Raw genomic sequence first — 18535 nt, 5'->3', positions numbered from 1 at the left:
GTTTTTTCTTATACATGCTTTTCAAAGGAACGGGCAAGGCGGTAGCATGCAATGGAAAACAGAAAATAACCAAGGATGGAAAACAATAGATTCCACATTCCGGAAACAGATGTCATACAGCTTTCATTATACAGCAGCGGATACAGACTCACCGCATCCAGAACATGAATACCGGCGGCAGACAGCAGCAGTGGAAACAAAAAAATCAACAATGCCGATAACAGCGTAAACAGCTGCTGACGGACACGGACAGAAACCATAAAGCAGAACATGATAACCGGAAGCAGGGCACACATTCGAAGGATTGCCGCCATTATCATAAAGCCTGCAATATGGATACCGGCTGGCAGCTGTGCAAACTCCTGCAGGGACGTAATCGACGCTGTAATGCATGGAAATCCATAGGTTTTTGCATGAAGGAGCAGCTGTGGAAGACGCGCCATGATAAACAGGGCAGTACCGCATAGTAATGCAAGTATCAGCTTTCTGTTTACCAGCGCCTTTTTTGCATGCACGCATGTCTGTAACAAAATCTGCCGTTTATTGCGATATTCAATGCATTGAAGATTCGCTATACTCAGCAGAAACAGGAAGAGAAAGATCAGTGTACTCCAGCGATCAGATACAAAAAACTGTCGCCGATAGCCAAAGGGAGCTACAAACTGACGTGAGGAATCCTGCTTTACATATTCATATTCCTGCAGCACCTCCTGAAAGGTTTCCTCCTTTAACAGCATGTTGGAAATCGGCTCCACCTGGCGGCGATACTGCGCCATACTGATTTCTTTTTGATCAAGACGCTGTTGCAGACGTGCCTCCTGTTTGTGCAAATCCTCATAATAGGTCTTTTCCTTCTGAAGAAACTGCTCCTTTTCTTTGGTCAGCTCCCCCTGCAGCGTTTGCATATAAGAGGAACACAACCGTTCCTTTTCACTTGTATACAGCTGCGTATGCGAATAGCTGTACAGCTGAAATCCGGCAAAAGCCAGCAGGACGAGCGCTATTTTCTGTACCCAGAAAAGCTTATAGCACTCCTGTACCCATAAACTGCAGGTGACGGGCATATGTATACGCTGTATCCATGCCGGAAGCTGACAGCTACGACCAGAGCGCTCCACCATGATATGCAGCAGCACGAACAATAGTACAGCCGTAATGAAAAGCAGGCTGCCGTAAAGCAATGTTAGGGATACAGGCTGTTGAAACACATTGAAATTCACATAGCCCTGTAACAGCTCAATCACCTGAAACAGGCGAATCGGATTCAGATAATACAGTACACGGAAGGTCCCGGTCGGAGATAGGAATATATGCATGAACAAGGATAACAGAACACAGGCAATCATACTGAGACAGCTGATTACCCTATGCTTAAAAACCATGCAGAGAAGCAGCATTGCCTGAGCGAAAATAAAACAGATGCATATCTTCAGAAAGAAAAACAGCAAAAGAAACTGGTAAATGCTGATTGGCAGAATGGATTGTTGAAAAGCCGCAAGCGATTGCAGGGAAGCAGACAGGTGAATGCCGCCATACGCAAGCTCCATAAGCAGAAGATTACTCCCGTAAAACAGGCCAACAATCACAGCAGAGGATACTGCAATGGAAGCCGTCTTCGTATTCATATAGGTATGCCGGCCGCGTAAATTCCCATACAGCATCGGCAGCAGCTTTCTTTGACTCTCCTGCTGATATACCATGGTCGCAAGCAGAAAAATTGCAAGCATGACAAGTACAGCGGTTATGGGATATGATAACGCCTTCAGCAAGGCATCCTGCAGCTGGAAATCAATAGATACTGTATGCATTGCCGCATAATCCTCTTTGCTTTTCTCTATATTGCGGATGGAGAAGCTATCTTCCTTTGCAAATATGGAAATGGCGGATATCGTTTTTGCCTTTTGTTCGACCTCTTTGAGAAAATCCGCATACCGCTTCACCGTGTCCGCCTGTTTTATAATCGGCTGCAAGAAAGCAGTTTCCGCTTCCAGATCACCGATATATAAAGAAGGTGTAGTTCCGCTTTGATTAAGCTCGGGATACTGGTCGCGCAAGGCTGCAATCCGCATCTCCGCCTGCGGATCGTGCTGTGTTTTCAGATTGCGGATTTGTTCACGTACAAGGGCGAGCTCCACGTCGTGTGCATGCCCCTGCAGATACGTAAAGCGCTCATCACCGGATAAGGTCTGCAGATGGGTGGATAATTTCTGATAGGCTGTTGTTTCTGCACTTTGCTGCCCCCATGTTTCGTAGGAAAGAAAGCCGATATTGCATACTAGCAGCAGGAAAAGAAACAGCAGAAACCTTTTATTTTTCCACAGCTTATACAGCTCCATTGCATACAGATTTTTCAACATGACGCTTCCCCGGCAAACAGATGCAGATACAGCTCCTCCAGTGAAGCGATACCCGGATGGCAAAGCAGCAGCTCATCAACACCACCCTGCGCGATCAGCTTGCCCTGCTTTAAAAAGATAACCTCATCTGCAATGGATTCCACATCACTTACAACATGGGTTGCAATCAACAGGGTATGCTCCTCCTTCAGCGAATCAAACACACGACGAAGAGACACCCGCTCCTTCGGGTCCAGGCCTGCCGTCGGTTCATCGAACAGCAGAATTTCCGGACTCCCCAGCAATGCCTGCGCAACCAGGATACGCTGCTTCATACCACCGGAATATGCACCGCAGCGCTGCTTGAGGTGCTGTTGCATATTCACAAGCTCTGCGACACGCAGCACCTCCTTTCGTATCTGTTTCCTGTCGATGTTTTTCAGCAAAGCCATATAGGTCAGAAACCGTTCCCCGCTGAATTCATCATACAGTCCCTGCTGCTGCGGAGCATAACCGAGCAACGCATAATACGCCTGCTTCAGCTCACGGATATCCTTATCATTGTACAAAACACTGCCTTCCTCATAGTTCAGCTGATTGCACAGGATATTCATCAACGTTGATTTTCCGGCACCGTTGGGGCCAAGAAGTGCATAGATGCCATGAGAAAGACGCAGGTCGATATGATGCAGCACTCTTCTATCCGCATAGGATTTACTTACATTTTTGATTTCCAGCATGCTGCTATTCCCCTTTCACAATGACATCCACCGGTATATAATCCGCCTTGTTGTTCCAGTAGTCCTTCTTTTTTATCAATCCATAGGCATAGCTGCTTGCCTCATACTGATCCGTACCTGCCCATGTCTTCTTTACCTCTCCGACCTGATCATAGATGACATAATACATGTCCCTGGATTCTCCAAGCAGGCGGATCGGCTCCTGTGTATCCGACATTTGCAGCGTAGCCGGTTTCAAGCTGTCATCCTTCAAGCTGTATATATATTCCTTTTCTCCCAGATACAGGAACAGATGGTCATCTTCACCAAACATCAAGCTGGCTGATGATGTATCCAGCTGCTTTCGAGCATATACCTTGCCATCCTTCATATTCAGCTGCTTCAGCATGCCGCCGGTATCCGTATAATAGATACTGTCGTTGACAAAGACACCCAAAGTATCCGCATCTGTATGAAAGCTTTTTTCCACCCTTCCGCTATCCACGTTGACGCGTTCATACGCAATCTCGGCCTGCTGTGATGCGCGGTCATAGCCTGCAAAATCCCCCTTATCCAAAAGCTCTTCCGGATCTTCTTTATAACGGTAGGCATTGACGATGAGATTTCTTCCCATACACCCCAGAATGCTTTTGTTTTTCATATCCGCAACCACCTTTTGTTCGCCGCTGCTCAGCTGTATGGCATACAGCTTTTTTTCACGGACCACCTGTACGGCGGAGCTCATTTCTCCCTCTTCGGTACTCACATTCTCCGTCTTCTCCACAGGAACATACAACACATCCCCGGCTACTGCCCAATCCTCATAGCTGAAGCCATAGCCGCTTGGAAGCTGACAGAGCTCTTTGCGGTTCTTACCATCCAGATCCATTTGTAAAATTCTAGCAGGTACGGTTACAGTCTCATTTTTTTCATTAACAACACTATCCTCATTTGCTATCAGATATACATGGTCCTGCTGAACGATCAGCTGCGTAATCATATCCAGACCTGCATAATATGAGGTGCAGGAAGTGTCATTGTGTCTGCACTCCGGCTTATCACATAAAAAGATTTCTTTCTTATTCTCATAATCGGTATATAAGATATTGGAATACAGGTTCCCTCCACCGTTATCGATGGTTTTTATACGGTAAAAGCCCTGTTCATTTCCATCACCCTGATTGAGGGAGCGAAACGACCATCTCTTTAGCTGCAGCGCTTCATAGGAAGCATTCTGCTTCTGTGGTTTTCCGCCAGCTTTATCCGATATGGCTTGTTCCCTGCTTACACAGCCTGCAAGCAGTGTAATACAGCAAAGCAGCATGCATAGTTTTTTCATTATATCATCTCCTTGCTGCTACTTTAGCATCCGGTTGTATCACAGTTGTATATTCTGCGAGTATCTTTTGTTCACTGTTAATACGATGCAGCTTTGACAAAAACCAATAGAAAAAACGCCGATATTCAGCGTTCTCAATGCTGTATATAATTATACAATGTCGTAGAGGTATGCTGCCCCAATGGTGTGATTCCCATCGTAAATCGTGAGGAATCCCCTAAATCCTCCACCTCGCAATACACCTGTACCTTCGCCTGATAGGATTCATAGCCATATCTGGTATAGGTCCAGTCCTTTAGGGAATCAAGACCCAGATACTGAATCATATTCCAGGCGAATTCCTTACGCTCCTGTTCGCTGTACTGCTTTACTTCATACCTGTAAAATTCAAGATTCAAAATCTTCTCGGTCTGCTTGTCCAGTGTGAAATCCCCGATATTATCATTCGCTGTATTTAGGCGGTATACCTGATTCAGCTGCCAGGCACCGCTTTTTTCACTCATTTGGGACAAAGTGCCGAATTCGACGGAAAAGGGCTCCCCCTTCTTCAAATCCAGCAGCTCATAGGGAAAGATTCCCTGTGCAAGCAGCTGATTCAGCTCCCGGCTATATTTCTTTTTCACCTCTGTAAGCTGACTCTGCTGCTTCTCTGTATAGGCACTCATATCGGACAGATGAAAGCTTTCATTATCCATCATGGTTTCATTACCCTGATAGAAATTGGCATATACTCTGGAGACAACCGGATAGTTTTTGGCGATATCCTCCGTGGATGACTGCCACACGATATCCTTATCCACTGCAACGCTGTCCTGGATGTAAAAGATACCCAGCGGCAGCAATACAGACAGACTGCAAACGCCCAGACACAAGGCAAATGCAATTCTAGTTTTCATGATCGATCACCTCCAGCAGCATCGCAACAACCGTTCCCTCATGCAGTTTACTGGTAATCAGCAGGGGACTGCCATGCAGATCGCAGATTCGCTTGACGATACTCAGGCCAAGACCTGCACCGCCCTGTTGCCGGGCTCTTGACTTATCCGCCATATAAAACGGCTGGGATGCCTGCTGGATATCATCTTTCCGCATACCAATTCCATGATCCGTTACCGATATGCGATAGCTCTTCCCGCACAGCTCTCCCTTTACTAATATTTCCTGATCGGCGTCGGATGCCTTGATGGCATTATCGATCAGATTGCGCAGGGCACTGAAGAGTAGCTCCTCCAGCGCATACACCGTACAGGAAGCACAATGGAAGCAAAGCCGATCCGTAATGGAAACAGCATCGTAATATTGGCGCAGCTGCTTCACCACACTGGCAATAGAAACGGGCTGCAGCTGTATGTCCTTCCCGCTCAGGGATAGAAGATCCATCAGGGTATAGGACAGTTTTTCCAGACGCTTGCCCTCTGTATAAATATAATCCGCACATTTTTTCCTTGTGTCCACATCACAGTCATACGTGCGCAAGGTGTCCGCAAACCCGAGAATCGCCGTCATCGGTGTCTTGATTTCATGGGCAAAATTGCTCATAAAATCCTCCCGCTGTGCAAGGTTTACCTCCAGCTGTTGAATGGTCTGCTGGGTCGCTTTTGCCATCTCATCAAAGCTGCGGCTCAGCTCCCCGATTTCATCATCACTCTGGATACTGGTGCGTTCCTCATAATTCCCGGATGCGATGCGGCGGCTTGCCTCATGCAGCTTCAGAATCGGTTTGCTGAGATAGACGGACAGCCGCTTCAGCAGCAGAAAGGAGAACAGCAGGACGCACAGCAGTGTGAGAAAAAAGGTTTGAAACTGCCGGTTTCGCTCCTGAAAGCAGGATGTGATATCATAACCGCTTTCCAAAAGGTAGGTGAATTTCCCAACGGTGATCTGACTGCTGACCAGCATGATACGGGAATCGTTATAGGAGACAATGCGATAGGTCTGCGGGTCATTCAGCGAATGCTCTTCAAACAGCTTTTTCTCCCCTGTCGCATACAGCACGGTATGCTTTGTATCCAGCAAAGCATACTGGGTTTGCGGCTGGTTCATATGACTGGCAACCTGCTGAAGATAATACATTGAGCGGCTTCTTATTGCCTTTTCATCACTCCCAAAGGAGGTCAGATTGGATGTGGCATCCTGTGTCAGCTTGGATTCCAGAGAAAAGGATTCCAGATCGTGCGTCTGCATATTGCGGGATATATAGGATTGCAAAAGGTGGTCATGATTCTGTACCATCATAAAGGTTGCGCCGGTGGAAAACAGAATCGCGATAACTGCAGTGCTGCTCAGTGTGAGCTTATCGCTGAACTTCATCCTTCACCTCCAGCATATAACCGATTTTATACACGGTCTGAATCACCCTGTGCCAATCCAGTTTCTTGCGCAGACGCTGTATATGCAAATCCAGGGTGCGTGTCTGTTCAAACTCCTCCTCATGCCAGACCTTTTCATACATCGTATCCCGATACAGTGCGATATTTTTATTTTGAACCAGATACAGCAGCAGCTCATATTCTTTTTTTGTCAAAGCGATGGTGCGGTTCTCCTTTTCCACCAAACGGGTCGCTGTATGAATCGTGACGTCCAGTACATGGATATCCTGCATACTTTTATGATAACGACGCAGCACATTTTCCACTCTTGCTGTAAGCTCATCCACCGCAAACGGTTTCACAAGATAATCATCCGCTCCCATATGCAGACCCTTTACGCGGTCCTGCACACTGCCCTTTGCCGTGATAAAAATTACCGGAATCTGCAGCTGTGCAAGATATTCCATCAGTTCATAGCCATTGATTTTCGGAAGCATAATATCCAGCAGAACCAGATCATAGCTTTGTTTCTCCACCATTGCTACCCCCATTTCCCCATCCTGCGCATACTCGCATTCATAGCCGACTCTTTTCAGATTCAGCATCATCACCTCTGCGATGGCCCGTTCATCCTCAACAATCAGAAGCCGCATGCTATCACCTCTTTTCTGTATGATACATAATTCTTGTATCCAAATTGTATCCTGTCACCTTTTATTTTACCATACTTTATAACCATCCCGTACAGCTCCATGAATTACCTTGTCAACTTAAAAATACAAATACAGCAATCTCTACTGTGTATCTTAAACAGTATTGCCATTCATCAGCACATCTTCATGCAGGAAAAGGCCTAGTTAATTAAAACATTACCTACAGTCATGTATACAGAGATAATGCTGATTACTGAAGAGCCTGAAAAGAAAAGTCATCCCTTTTTTTATACAGGATGGCTTTTCTGTTGTCTTCAAAGTATTTTATTATGGAAAAGGAATGCGTATTTATTATGAAATTATATATGCTTTTTCCCTTATCTTTTCAAATCTTCTCAAATGTCCGAATAGCCCAATTTTACAAGCTATTCGAGCATTTTGCTTTTGTGGTAAACCTCGCATAACAAGGTCTGACTTCTTATATTTTTCCTATCAAACGTGGTTAAAATCATGGTAAATACTTCTATGCAATTAAACGCTGAATCTCTGATTTTGCGGTATCTAAAGATAATGGCTGTGTTAGAAGTCACACCGAATGAAATGCTGTCACGCACATGGAAATTTGCTTCTCATATAGAGAAAGAAGTCTGTCTGTTCGTCAGAGGGGAAGAACGGTTAAACGCTGAATTAAAATACGGGCACTATGATAACTACTTTGACAATGAGGAAGAATGGCTGGACTATGAATTATAGCAGTTACGGAGTATATCACGGAATATATCAATGGCAAAGACATCGCAGCGTCCGTCCTTTACCCAATCAAAGAATATGTCCAGTATTTGAAATTTCAGAAGATTTTAGACCACTATGATGAGTTTTAGAGCCTTGATATGTTTGGAGAAAGCACAGAGGGAAACAAACACATTAACCCTTATGCTCCATTCGGCCAAGGCAAGGTCATTGTAAATATGAATTTTGAAGATGAAGACGAATAACTTTTATCCTCTCATGGAAGATACAGCAAACAAAGAGTCCGATTAAGAGTGCAAGCAGCACCACCTACGGTGGCAAGGCTCTTGACAGAACTTTTTCTTTACTGTTTTGGGGTAATCAAGAGGAATAAAGGGGTAGTTTATTGCCATATTGTGTGTAACACGAAAATAAAATTTCCTATATATCCATTGACACGAGTATGAAATCATACTATAATTCAAGTATGATTTCATACTTGAAGGAGAGATAACATGCAATATAAACAAAATAAAACTTTACAGGAATTTGACCGTCTAAATCGGTTAGTAAATGAACTGTATCACGAAATTGCTGTCAAACAAGGTATATCCGATAGCGCGTATTCTATATTACAAGCAATGCTGATTTTGGGAAACGGTAATACACAGACAGATATTTGTAAATATACTTGTTTAAACAAGCAAACAGTCAACTCCTCTGTAAAAAAATTAAAACAAAATGGGTTGATTGAATTTCATCAAGGAAATGGTAGAGAAATGAAAATCTATTTGACTTCTAAAGGTCAAAATTTTATAAATGAAAACATTTTGCCTATTGAACAGGCTGAAAATGAGGTTTTTGATGAAATGACGATCCAAGAACAACGGGAGATTTTGCGCTTAATTGAAAATTATTTAAGTTCTTTCCGTCATAAAATTGAAAAATTACAAGGAGAGAAATAATGATACACAAGATACTCAGTACTTTCGGTTTAGGCATTCTTGGTATTGATCCCATAACAGCAGTTTATCTTTTATCTATGGGATTACGCAACGAAAAGAAAACAAAAGTCACTTTATTTTTTTTGTCTTTTGCAGGGTTCAGCATTTTTGTCGGTGTAGGGCTTGCTATGATTTTAGGTGTAGCTGCAATAGATTTTATAAAGAGTGTAACGCCAAGTGATGATAGTCCCCTATGGGCAGTTTTAGAATTTGCTATCTCTATTTTTATTCTGATATGGATTTCAAAAAAATTGTTTATAGATAAAAAGCAAACCGAAAATCAGACAAAAGAAACCGTTAGTGGAAATGTTTTAAAACATATTATTACGGGTTTTGTATTTGCAATCAGTTCTTTTACAGACCCTACATTTTATGCGGTGGTGCTTATAAGTGGCGAAACAGATAATATTTTTATCTCCATTCTGCTTTTAACCATTTGGTTTTTAGTCAGTCAGTGCTTGGCAGTGATTGTATATATTGCAAATCAATGCAATCTTCTGAATAAGCTGGTTCATTGGGTTGATAAATTCAAAAACAGAAATCTAAAGGGAGTTAAAAATGTTTTTTATATCATTCTGATCGTCATTGCCATCTTGTTAATCGTTGATACGGGATTTTATTTATTCTATGGTAAATACCTATTTTAATCTTTAAAATCCCTTTACTTCTTCTATAAAAGGAAATTTCTGTATGAAATATATCAAGAAAAAATCAGAATACTAAAAGCCGGTATAAATATCTATTTTTTTAAAGAGATTGCAATTCCTTTACCCGTACAAACCATTTATTTTGTGCGGGCTTTTTCACGTTCTGTTTCTGTACTAACAAAAAGATATAAGCATTATTTCCACTGCGAAATAACTAGTTTATATATTTAGGCATGTGTAGAGGGGAGATGAAATTATGAGGACATCTTCTTTCGAGCATATTGTCAGATTACAGTTTAATTCTTTACTAATTGTTATTAAAGGCACATTATCAAGTCATAGAAGGCAGATTACCAAACGTTTCAAGCATGAAGTGCTGTTTTGTGAATTACCTAAAATGAAACGGATCGAGTATAGTATGAATGATGACTATTCACATGAACTTGTATCATTTCAAGTGCTGGATTTTGTAATTCGTATATCTGATCAAAAATTAAGTACAGCATCGAAAGAGTGAACAGAAAAACAGCGTAGTACTATCTTGTTGCATTTCTTTCAAGATATGAGTGACAGAGAAATTTCAGAACTGTGTCATGTACCGCGTTCCGCTATCAACAGTAGACGGGATAGAGGACTGAAAAAATCACAGCAGTTATTAAACGCAAGGAAATAGGACAAATGAAAAAAGATTATGGTTATCCCTCTTATGACCTCATTTGCAGAGTGACTAGCGGAGATGAAAAGGCAGTCAGAGAAATATTAGATTGCAAGAATAAAGGGAGATACACAGCTTTTATGGGTTCTTTCTCGATTGTGGGTAAACTTGAAATAGGGAGAGTTCCATACGATTGTAGTTATCAATAGAAGCTGAAGTCTCCCTTTTGCAAACACCCTAAAGTTAGAAAGAACCCTTTTATGTGCTATCTCCCTTATCGGTTTTATTGTCATATCAAGGCTCATTCAATCGTGGCATATCCAGGTAAAATGAATGTTTTTGCAATTATAAAATTGCTTATAAGTATAGTGTTTATGCGAATAATTCAAAAATACATATAAAAATTTCTCTTAAATTACAGACAGCTTATTTCTTGTCAGATTTATTTAATCGTTTTCTGAGTGACTCAAAGGTATCACATTCCAGAAGTAAAGTGGATACGATATGCATCTGCTCCTCAGTTAATGCCTGCAGCCACGTTGCGCAAGCCTCATGATACTTCATTTCTATGAGTTTGTGTAAGAGCTGCCTTTCTCCTTCCAACTTGCCTTCTATCTTTCCTTCCATCCTACCTTCTATCTTTCCTTCCATCCTGCCTTCTATCTTTCCTTCCATTTTTCCGGCAGCTTTTCCCTCTTCAAAGCTGTCACGCAAGCCGTTGCGGTAACGTGCTTCTCCCATTTGAATCGCCATAGCCGTTGACCACAGCTCATCATCCTTCTGCATTTCCTCATACTTATCCACGAATACCTTCACCAGCCTTTCCTTCGACTTCAGTATATCATTTTTTTCATTATTTTCAAACAGATACAGCAGCTGTTCAAAGTCATTCAACTCATTCAACTTTGGATTTTCTTTCCCTTTTTTCAATATTATCAGCCACATAGAGAAATATGACATTTGTATGAACAATATGAAAAGCCTCAGCACTTCATGTGCTGAGAACCTTTCGTTTACGGTATAGAAAAGAAATTCACAATTATTATGTATAGAATAACTTATTTCGTATCAGTTTTATTTAATTGCTTTTTGACAGCCTCGAAGGTATCACATTCCAGAAGTAAAGTGGATACGATATGCATCTGCTCCTCAGTTAATGCCTGCAGCCACGTAGCGCAATCCTCATGATATTTCATTTCTATGAGTTTGTGTAAGAGCTGCCTTTCTCCTTCCAACTTGCCTTCTATCTTTCCTTCCATCCTACCTTCTATCTTTCCTTCCATCCTGCCTTCTATCTTTCCTTCCATTTTTCCGGCAGCTTTTCCCTCTTCAAAGCTGTCACGCAAGCCGTTGCGGTAACGTGCTTCTCCCATTTGAATCGCCATAGCCGTTGACCACAGCTCATCATCCTTCTGCATTTCCTCATACTTGTTCATGAATACCTTCACCAGCCTTTCCTTCGACTTCAGTATATCATTTTTTTCATTATTTTCAAACAGGTATACCAGTTGTTCAAAGTCATTCAGCCTCTGCATTTCCTTCTTCTTTACGATGTCATTGATTGCCGGCATATGAACAAAGGTACGAAGGATGAGCGGATATCCGCTTTCATCTTCTCCCTGCTCATTGCGCATCTGATATTGATTGATCAGATTTCTGTTGTTCCATGCATACTCATCGATGAATATGATTTGATAAACCGGCTTTAATTGATCATAAAACTCACCGCTTTTCAGCTGATTGTTCAACGCTCTGGCTCCGTAAAATTCAAAACGCATCATTTCCGCTATTCCCTTACAGGTCGTCTGCATCTCGATATTGAAATGACGATTTTGTTCATCCTTCACGTGGACATCCAGAATGATGCGCTTCTTTCCGATGATGTCCGGATCCAGGTTGGGATTGAGTACGGTGCTTTCCTTTACCCTGATACCGGTAACACGTTCAATGATGGTGTTGCGCGCGTACACAGAGCCTTCATCCTCGCGGGAAAGGGTGTACTTAAAAAATAGATCGTTACTGTAGTTGAGTTGATTCATTGCATTTGACATTTTTATGTCCTCCATTCTGTAAGGGCTCCTTACCCCCTTCTATACGTATGGAATCTGTCAAATTCCTAAAAAATCCGCAAATTTTTGATAACTTTTTCTATTTTTCACGTTAAAAGGGATTTTATCTAAAAAGCAGGCAGAATACGCCCATCTCAGTGGTCGATGAACAGATGGGGGATACTCTGTTCACCCTACGGCGCACTCTGTGTACCTTACAGGCATGAATGCAGCCATATTTCTTTTCATCCTTGATTTCTTTCTATTTACAAGCAGCTTCAGCCGTATACTTTCCTGTCACCGATTAACATAACTTAAGAAACCGATGGTATTTTTTACTTCATTTTTATTGTCTACTACGCTAAACTGTAGATGACTGCGTTCAGAGGAATGCTGCTGGATATATCTGTTTATCCTGCACATACTTGCATACGAAAGCATTACGAAAGCGACACTTATGATATGGAATTATTTGACATCCTGCAAACCGCGGAAGAGGTAAACGGCATTGATATGAAAGCTGTTTTGCAGGCAATGGGAATCAGTGTAAACGTAACAAAGCATACAGAGCAGGAACAGGCAATGATCTGTTCGTTTGTATCCAATTTCATCACCCTTCCTGCATGGAGGGTGGATAATGACGATATTGTGAAGGCACTGCTGAATGTTCTGGTAGAAAAATATAAGCTGCCGCTATCCTTTGTAGCTGCGACGGCAGGAGTGCAAAAGGAGCAGCTTGCGACATTTCAAAAGGGCGGGGAGATTCCCCTTTCCACTAAATACACACTGGCCGCGCAAATCAGCAGACTGAGTAATATGATTTGTCCCTTTGATGAAACCATGCAGGCATTGAAGCAGACAGGCAGGAAATAACTGCTTTCCCTACTGCAAAGAATGAATCAAAAAAATCAACCACAGTGAATACACATCGGTTGATTTTTTTGTGCTCTCCTAAGTGTGAGTAGTATCCGTCCGTCGGTATGCTTTTCTTTATGATACCGCGCTGCGGGCATGAAAAAAAAGGCAGCAGTTGTCAGACATTCCGCATACGACAAGAAATTTTCAATCAGACAAAGCGGAACACCCCCATTGAAAGCAGCTGTGACAGGCTGTACAACAGCCGCATGTTATCTTAAGTGCTTTTTCGCTTCCTCAAAATCCTCAAACACCGTGCGGTTGATCTGTGCAGAATCAATACGGCAGAAACCACCGCATTCTCCATAGCTGTCAATACTGAACACGAAGCCGTTTTGTTTGGTTTCCACATCGATAACATGTCCATCATGAATCTGCCCCTCATCCAGGTAATATACGAGAGTTCCTTCCTTCATCCGATTCCTGTTCAAAGGAAGAGGACTGCAAACTTAGAAACAGTAAAAGATCAAGCACATTGATCAGCCGATGCGCCTGATTCTTTTGATTAAGCTGATTTTATGAGGATTCCTTAAAGCGGAAAAGACAACTTACTATCCCTGTATGCCTTTTCTTTCCTCATCCCATTCCCGGATGACCTCCTCCAGAATGGCTGCGGCAGTTTCCACCGTATGCTCACATTTCTTTTCCTTGCTGTGATACACCGGTTTAATCTTCGCACAAAGACGAGAACCCATTTTATTTTGAAATGCTATGACCAGCTTCTGCGTCAGTGTTCGAAGAAAAGAACAGTCGTGTGCCTTTGTTTCCACATAGCGTGCGGAAACTACACAGGCTGCACCGCACAGGGCACCGCATACATCTCCAATCTGAAAGCCGCCGCCAAAGGCTGCTGTCATCTTCATATCCCTGTCATGCAGGTCAAGACCATATACCTCATTGCCTGCGCGAATGATGCTTTCCGCACAGTTGTATCCCATATGATAATATTTCACTGCTGTTTCTGCTAACATATCGAACCCTCTTTCTCTTTCACGTATTCAGTATACCAAAAGTTTCTTTTGAAGAAAACCATGAATTTATCTTCTGTCACATTCTTCTGTGAAAAACTGCCGGATTGCTCCGGCAGTATTCGCGTTGCATCATGATGTGCCGTGTGCTTTTGCAGAACTGCACCCCTATCCGCCGATATTCGCCTGCATACCGAGCTGTCGGGCATATTCCAGATAACACATCAGATCCTCTTTCTGCAGCATTTTATTCGATAAGGTATACGGTTTTCCCATCTTTTCGTATTTCACCTTTCCCAGTGTATGGTACGGGAGAAGATTCACCTCGCAGACACCAATGGATTTCAGATATCGCAATGCGGATTCCAGTGTGTCCTTTTCATAATTGAACCCCGGTATGACGGGAATGCGTACAATTACCTTCTGTGGATCCACCTTGAGAAGATAACGCAGATTTTCCTTAATCAAAGCTCCATCCGCACCGGTAACCGTATGCAGAATGGCATCATCCGGATGCTTGAAGTCAAATAGAAAAAGATCAATCAGCGGCATCATGCGTATCAGCAAATCGCTGGAGTAGTTACCGGTCGTTTCCACGGCGGTATGAAAGCCCTCCTGCTTGCAGGCACGAAGCAGCTCCCATAATGCTTCCTGCTGAACAAACGGTTCACCACCGCTGAAGGTGATACCGCCGCCGGAGTTTTCATAATAGTCCCGATCCCTGCACAGCTCCGCCATAATCGCTTCCAGCGTCATTTCCTTTCCCTGAAATGCTATGGCATCCTGCAGACACACCCGTTCACAGGCACCGCAGCGCTGACAGCGGTCTTCCCTGTACGTGAAGTTTCCCTGTGCAAACGTGATGGCCTGATGCGGACATGCCCGCTCACACAACCGGCAGCCAACACAGCGCACGGCATTGTGAAACATTGTGCTTTTCACACTCTGTGTCTCCGGATTGGCGCACCATGGACAAAACAGTGGACATCCCTTCAGAAAGAGTGTTGTGCGAATACCCGGACCGTCATGAGTCGCAAAGCGCTCAATATTCGTGACGTTAATCATACAGCATCCTGCTCAGCAGCTCATCCTGAATATCTCTGGTAAGATTCACGAAGACAGCACTGTAGCCGGCTACACGCACAATCAGATCCGGATACTTTTCCGGATGCTTCTGCGCATCCTCCAGTACGCCGTGATCCACAACGGTCACCATCAGCTGGCAGCCGCCCTTCTTAAAATACGTATCAAACAGGATTCGGATTTTATCCCGATCCTCATTGAACATGCGCGGTGTGAATTTGATATTCTGCACACTGCCGCCATGATATTTTGCCTGAAATCTGCTTAGGGAATTCAAACAGGCTGTCGGTCCGCTCTTTGCGGCGCCGCCCTGCGGATTATTCGCAGGATTCATAAAGACACCCGTTTTCCGTCCATCCAGACTGGCGAAGGTCTGATGACCCCAGTCTGTATTCGTTTGATTATTGGAAATAACAATCAGATAATAGCCAAGACCCGCGTCAATGCCCCGCTGCCGTATTCCCTTAGCGACAAACTCATATAAATCATTGGCAAGTGCATCGCATTCCGGCTTGTCATTTCCATATTTGTCTGCATGCAGCAGGTCTCTTCGCAGCTGCTCATAGCCTTCAAAATCTGCGAGCTGTGCCTCATGCAGCTGTTGTAGTGTGTATACCTTATCCTCATATACCAGCTTACGGATCGCATACAGAGCATCACTGGCATTGATGTTTCCATAGGTTTCATTGGTACCGCCCAGAATCTGTACACCACCGTCAAGCAATGCCCTTCCACGGGTGATACAGTCATCCATCAGGATCGAGGTAAACAGAAAGCTTGCCTCCTGATTCATCACCTCATAGGAATGCTTCTGTGCCTCCACACTGAGGTCAAAATAATAATCCAGCAGCTCCTTATAGGTATCATACAGTTCATCAAAGGTGGTAAACGCACTGCACTCCGGTATGGAAACCGGACCGTTTTTCGCCTTGCCATCCATTGGATCAATCCCTGCATTTAAGGTGATATTGAGAAGCTTCAACAGGTTTAAAAGGGTATTCGGTGTACCGACGCTTTTTCCCTGAATCACGAATTCTCCACAGCCGAAGGGAACATACTGCTCCGCTATCTCACGGGATACACGCATGCCGTACATGACTGCCTCAATATTGACATCATCATTGTACAGCGTCGGATAGGTTGCACCGGATCCGATGCAGTCATATGCCATATCCATGATATCCGCCGGGGTATTTTTACTGAAGCGCAGCGTAAACTGCGGCTCCACGTAGCGGGTATCCCGACAGACACGCAGGCAGATACGCGCAAAGGTATCGCCTTCCTCTGGATGCTCTCTTCCTTCTCCGCCGACGATGATACGTCCATTTACCGTTGTACGGCGGTTCTCAATCATTTTCCACAGAGACTTCAGATACCGGTACGCTTCCTCCTCCGTAATCAGATCGTCCTCCAGATCACGCTGCAGATACGGCCCCAGCACATCATCCATGCGACCGTAATTGATAACCCCTGCCACTAAGGCATAAATCCAGAACAGCTGCAGCGCCTGATGAAAGGTCGCAGGCTTCTGTGTGCGGATTACCGCAAGATCGCGTTCCATCAGCTCCAGATCCTGCAATCGGCTGCGCGCAGCATCCAGCTTTGCTTCCCGCACCAGCTCAATCTGACGGTCGATAACCTCCTGCAGTAGCGTTAAGCTTTCCACACAGCTGTTTAAAAAGGTATTGGGCTTCTGTGAGCGGATCAGCTTTTTCAGCCCCTCCAGTCCATATGCCATGAGCTTTTTGTAATTCAGCATCATACCAGATAAGCGTGCAGTTGCCATCAGCGGATAGGAGCAATCGATAAAGCGGCCGATGGTGGACTCATTTAAAACATCTGCACAATATATCGCCTTGGTGTCATGCTCCTCCCAATAGGCATACAGAGCATCCACTCTGGCCTTTTCTTCCTCGCTGTCGAGCTGTTCCTTAAACGAGCGCAGCTTATGGAAAACACAGTAATGGGAAACACCGCCGATGCTGGTCACACTGCCAAAGCCAATCGGCAGAAAATCCAGACGTCCGGCCAGCAGATCATCATCCTCTATGCTTCGAAACAGAGCAGGAAAAATAGTACGCAGGCAGCGAAGTTCACGTTCTGCCTTATCCAGAGCGGCACTATCCCTGTGAGCCTGTGTATAGGCCTCCATGATGGCAAGCTGTTCCTGTGGTGATTTCTCGCACGGAATCGGTTTGGATACCTCAACATTCTGCGCGCCGTCAATACTGATTTTCTTTTTCATACTCCTGTGCCTTCCTTTCTTATATCATGAGATCAGTGCTTTGCCTTTTCTGCATCTCTCCAATTATCCTGATAGCCGCCAAGCAGATCGACAAAACGCTTTGCAGTCAGATGCGGACGGGTGATGGCACTTCCTACGACAACAGAATGCGCCCCCAGATAAATGCACTTCATCGCATCCTCCGGCGTATAGATATGTCCCTCCATCATGACGAATGCTTCATCGCGGAAGGTACGGCACATCTCCGCAAACATACGGTAATCCGCACCCTCGATATGCTCTGTTTCCTTTGTATAGCCGTACAGCGTCGGTGCAACGATATCCGCACCGTTTTCCACAGCGCGTGCTGCTTCCTCCATGTTGGAAACATCCGCAAAGATAATAGCTTCCGGAATTTCCTGTTTCACGGTTTTGATCAAATCCCATGCCTGTGTGTTTTCATGTGTAATCTGTGATGTACAGTCCAGAGCGATGATTTCCGCTCCTGCCTCCCACACAGCTCTTGCGGCATCCATCGTCGGTGTGATAAAAACATCCGTATCGTCATGCCAGATTTTCCATAAACCGATCATCGGCAAATCAACCTTATCCTTAATTGCCTTGATCTGTTCCGGAGAATTCGCGCGGATTGCCACAGCTCCTGCCCATTTGGCTGCCTCCGCCATTTTTACTACGATGTCATCGGTATAGATAGGGTCATCCTTCTGTACCTGACAGGATACGATCAGACCGTCTTTCAGACCGTCCAGCAGTGCTCTTTTCTTAGGATTAGTAGTTTTCATTCCATGTTCTCCTTTTCTGTGTCCTTCTTACAATTTTATTATAGAAGGATGTAGAAAGGATGTCAATCTTTTTATATCATTTTAATTTATTTTGATTCATATT

General features: G+C 44.0%; 15 protein-coding genes and 3 pseudogenes. 5 read left to right on the top strand and 13 right to left on the bottom strand.

The features are described 5' to 3' along the window. Window positions 1-8: 8 nt before the first annotated feature. From ACESPQ_RS04100 to ACESPQ_RS04075, 6 genes are all read right to left on the bottom strand, one after another. On the bottom strand, window positions 9-2357 hold the full coding sequence (locus ACESPQ_RS04100; RefSeq protein ID WP_373143964.1) for a hypothetical protein: 2349 nt from the start codon (window positions 2355-2357) through the stop codon (window positions 9-11). After that, complete coding sequence (locus tag ACESPQ_RS04095) at window positions 2351-3076, bottom strand: ATP-binding cassette domain-containing protein (RefSeq protein ID WP_257271275.1); 726 nt, start codon at window positions 3074-3076, stop codon at window positions 2351-2353. The genes ACESPQ_RS04100 and ACESPQ_RS04095 overlap by 7 nt, the downstream gene beginning before the upstream one ends. Before the next feature lie 4 nt (window positions 3077-3080). Continuing rightward, window positions 3081-4394, bottom strand: coding sequence for a hypothetical protein (locus ACESPQ_RS04090; protein WP_373143963.1), 1314 nt, complete (start codon window positions 4392-4394; stop codon window positions 3081-3083). Window positions 4395-4528: 134 nt separating this feature from the next. After that, window positions 4529-5290 (bottom strand): hypothetical protein, encoded by a 762-nt coding sequence (locus ACESPQ_RS04085; RefSeq protein ID WP_055200983.1) that lies wholly within the window; start codon window positions 5288-5290, stop codon window positions 4529-4531. Beyond that, window positions 5280-6704, bottom strand: a complete 1425-nt coding sequence (locus ACESPQ_RS04080; RefSeq protein WP_257271278.1) for a sensor histidine kinase — start codon at window positions 6702-6704, stop codon at window positions 5280-5282. The genes ACESPQ_RS04085 and ACESPQ_RS04080 overlap by 11 nt, the downstream gene beginning before the upstream one ends. Next, the gene (locus ACESPQ_RS04075; RefSeq protein WP_002607923.1) at window positions 6688-7356 is read right to left on the bottom strand and encodes a response regulator transcription factor; all 669 of its coding nucleotides are present in this window, start codon (window positions 7354-7356) and stop codon (window positions 6688-6690) included. Before ACESPQ_RS04075 ends, ACESPQ_RS04080 begins: the two co-directional genes overlap by 17 nt. 564 nt (window positions 7357-7920) lie before the next feature. Between ACESPQ_RS04075 and ACESPQ_RS04070 the strand changes: the two are divergent. From ACESPQ_RS04070 to ACESPQ_RS04055, 4 genes and pseudogenes are all read left to right on the top strand, one after another. Next, window positions 7921-8351, top strand: a pseudogene (locus tag ACESPQ_RS04070) (XRE family transcriptional regulator); the annotation flags it as partial. A 249-nt stretch (window positions 8352-8600) separates the two neighbouring features. Further along, complete coding sequence (locus tag ACESPQ_RS04065) at window positions 8601-9050, top strand: MarR family winged helix-turn-helix transcriptional regulator (protein WP_002607922.1); 450 nt, start codon at window positions 8601-8603, stop codon at window positions 9048-9050. Next, the gene (locus ACESPQ_RS04060; RefSeq protein WP_109771154.1) at window positions 9050-9736 is read left to right on the top strand and encodes a hypothetical protein; all 687 of its coding nucleotides are present in this window, start codon (window positions 9050-9052) and stop codon (window positions 9734-9736) included. Before ACESPQ_RS04065 ends, ACESPQ_RS04060 begins: the two co-directional genes overlap by 1 nt. 529 nt (window positions 9737-10265) lie before the next feature. Continuing rightward, window positions 10266-10409 (top strand): annotated as a pseudogene (locus ACESPQ_RS04055) (sigma factor-like helix-turn-helix DNA-binding protein); the annotation flags it as partial. Window positions 10410-10817: 408 nt separating this feature from the next. Here the strand turns inward: ACESPQ_RS04055 and ACESPQ_RS04050 are convergent. Both ACESPQ_RS04050 and ACESPQ_RS04045 read right to left on the bottom strand, forming a co-directional pair. Beyond that, window positions 10818-11297: pseudogene (locus tag ACESPQ_RS04050) on the bottom strand (hypothetical protein); the annotation flags it as partial. Window positions 11298-11449: 152 nt separating this feature from the next. Then, window positions 11450-12442 carry a PD-(D/E)XK nuclease family transposase gene (locus ACESPQ_RS04045; protein WP_373143960.1) on the bottom strand — a complete coding sequence of 331 codons (993 nt, stop codon included), beginning with the start codon at window positions 12440-12442 and terminating at the stop codon, window positions 11450-11452. 459 nt (window positions 12443-12901) lie between these two features. Here ACESPQ_RS04045 and ACESPQ_RS04040 point away from each other — a divergent pair, with 459 nt between their 5' ends. Then, window positions 12902-13312, top strand: a complete 411-nt coding sequence (locus ACESPQ_RS04040; RefSeq protein WP_002607908.1) for an HTH domain-containing protein — start codon at window positions 12902-12904, stop codon at window positions 13310-13312. A gap of 254 nt (window positions 13313-13566) precedes the next feature. Here the strand turns inward: ACESPQ_RS04040 and ACESPQ_RS04035 are convergent, their stop codons facing one another. The 5 genes from ACESPQ_RS04035 to ACESPQ_RS04015 all read right to left on the bottom strand — a co-directional run bounded on the left by ACESPQ_RS04035 (window position 13567) and on the right by ACESPQ_RS04015 (window position 18432). Further along, complete coding sequence (locus ACESPQ_RS04035) at window positions 13567-13770, bottom strand: hypothetical protein (RefSeq protein ID WP_002607907.1); 204 nt, start codon at window positions 13768-13770, stop codon at window positions 13567-13569. A gap of 135 nt (window positions 13771-13905) precedes the next feature. Next, complete coding sequence (locus ACESPQ_RS04030) at window positions 13906-14325, bottom strand: C-GCAxxG-C-C family (seleno)protein (RefSeq protein ID WP_008819577.1); 420 nt, start codon at window positions 14323-14325, stop codon at window positions 13906-13908. A gap of 165 nt (window positions 14326-14490) precedes the next feature. Then, on the bottom strand, window positions 14491-15387 hold the full coding sequence (locus ACESPQ_RS04025; protein WP_109771156.1) for a glycyl-radical enzyme activating protein: 897 nt from the start codon (window positions 15385-15387) through the stop codon (window positions 14491-14493). Beyond that, window positions 15380-17650 carry a pyruvate formate lyase family protein gene (locus tag ACESPQ_RS04020; RefSeq protein ID WP_008727170.1) on the bottom strand — a complete coding sequence of 757 codons (2271 nt, stop codon included), beginning with the start codon at window positions 17648-17650 and terminating at the stop codon, window positions 15380-15382. The genes ACESPQ_RS04025 and ACESPQ_RS04020 overlap by 8 nt, the downstream gene beginning before the upstream one ends. Before the next feature lie 32 nt (window positions 17651-17682). Continuing rightward, entirely contained in the window at window positions 17683-18432 is a 750-nt protein-coding gene (locus ACESPQ_RS04015; RefSeq protein ID WP_118002957.1) for an N-acetylmannosamine-6-phosphate 2-epimerase, read from the bottom strand. Window positions 18433-18535: the final 103 nt, after the last annotated feature.

The sequence above is a fragment of the Clostridium sp. HGF2 genome (assembly GCF_964240115.1).
In the GTDB taxonomy this organism is placed as follows: domain Bacteria; phylum Bacillota_I; class Bacilli_A; order Erysipelotrichales; family Erysipelotrichaceae; genus Clostridium_AQ; species Clostridium_AQ innocuum.
Note: the sequence above shows the minus strand (reverse complement) of the source record. Positions and strands in the feature narration are given on the sequence as shown.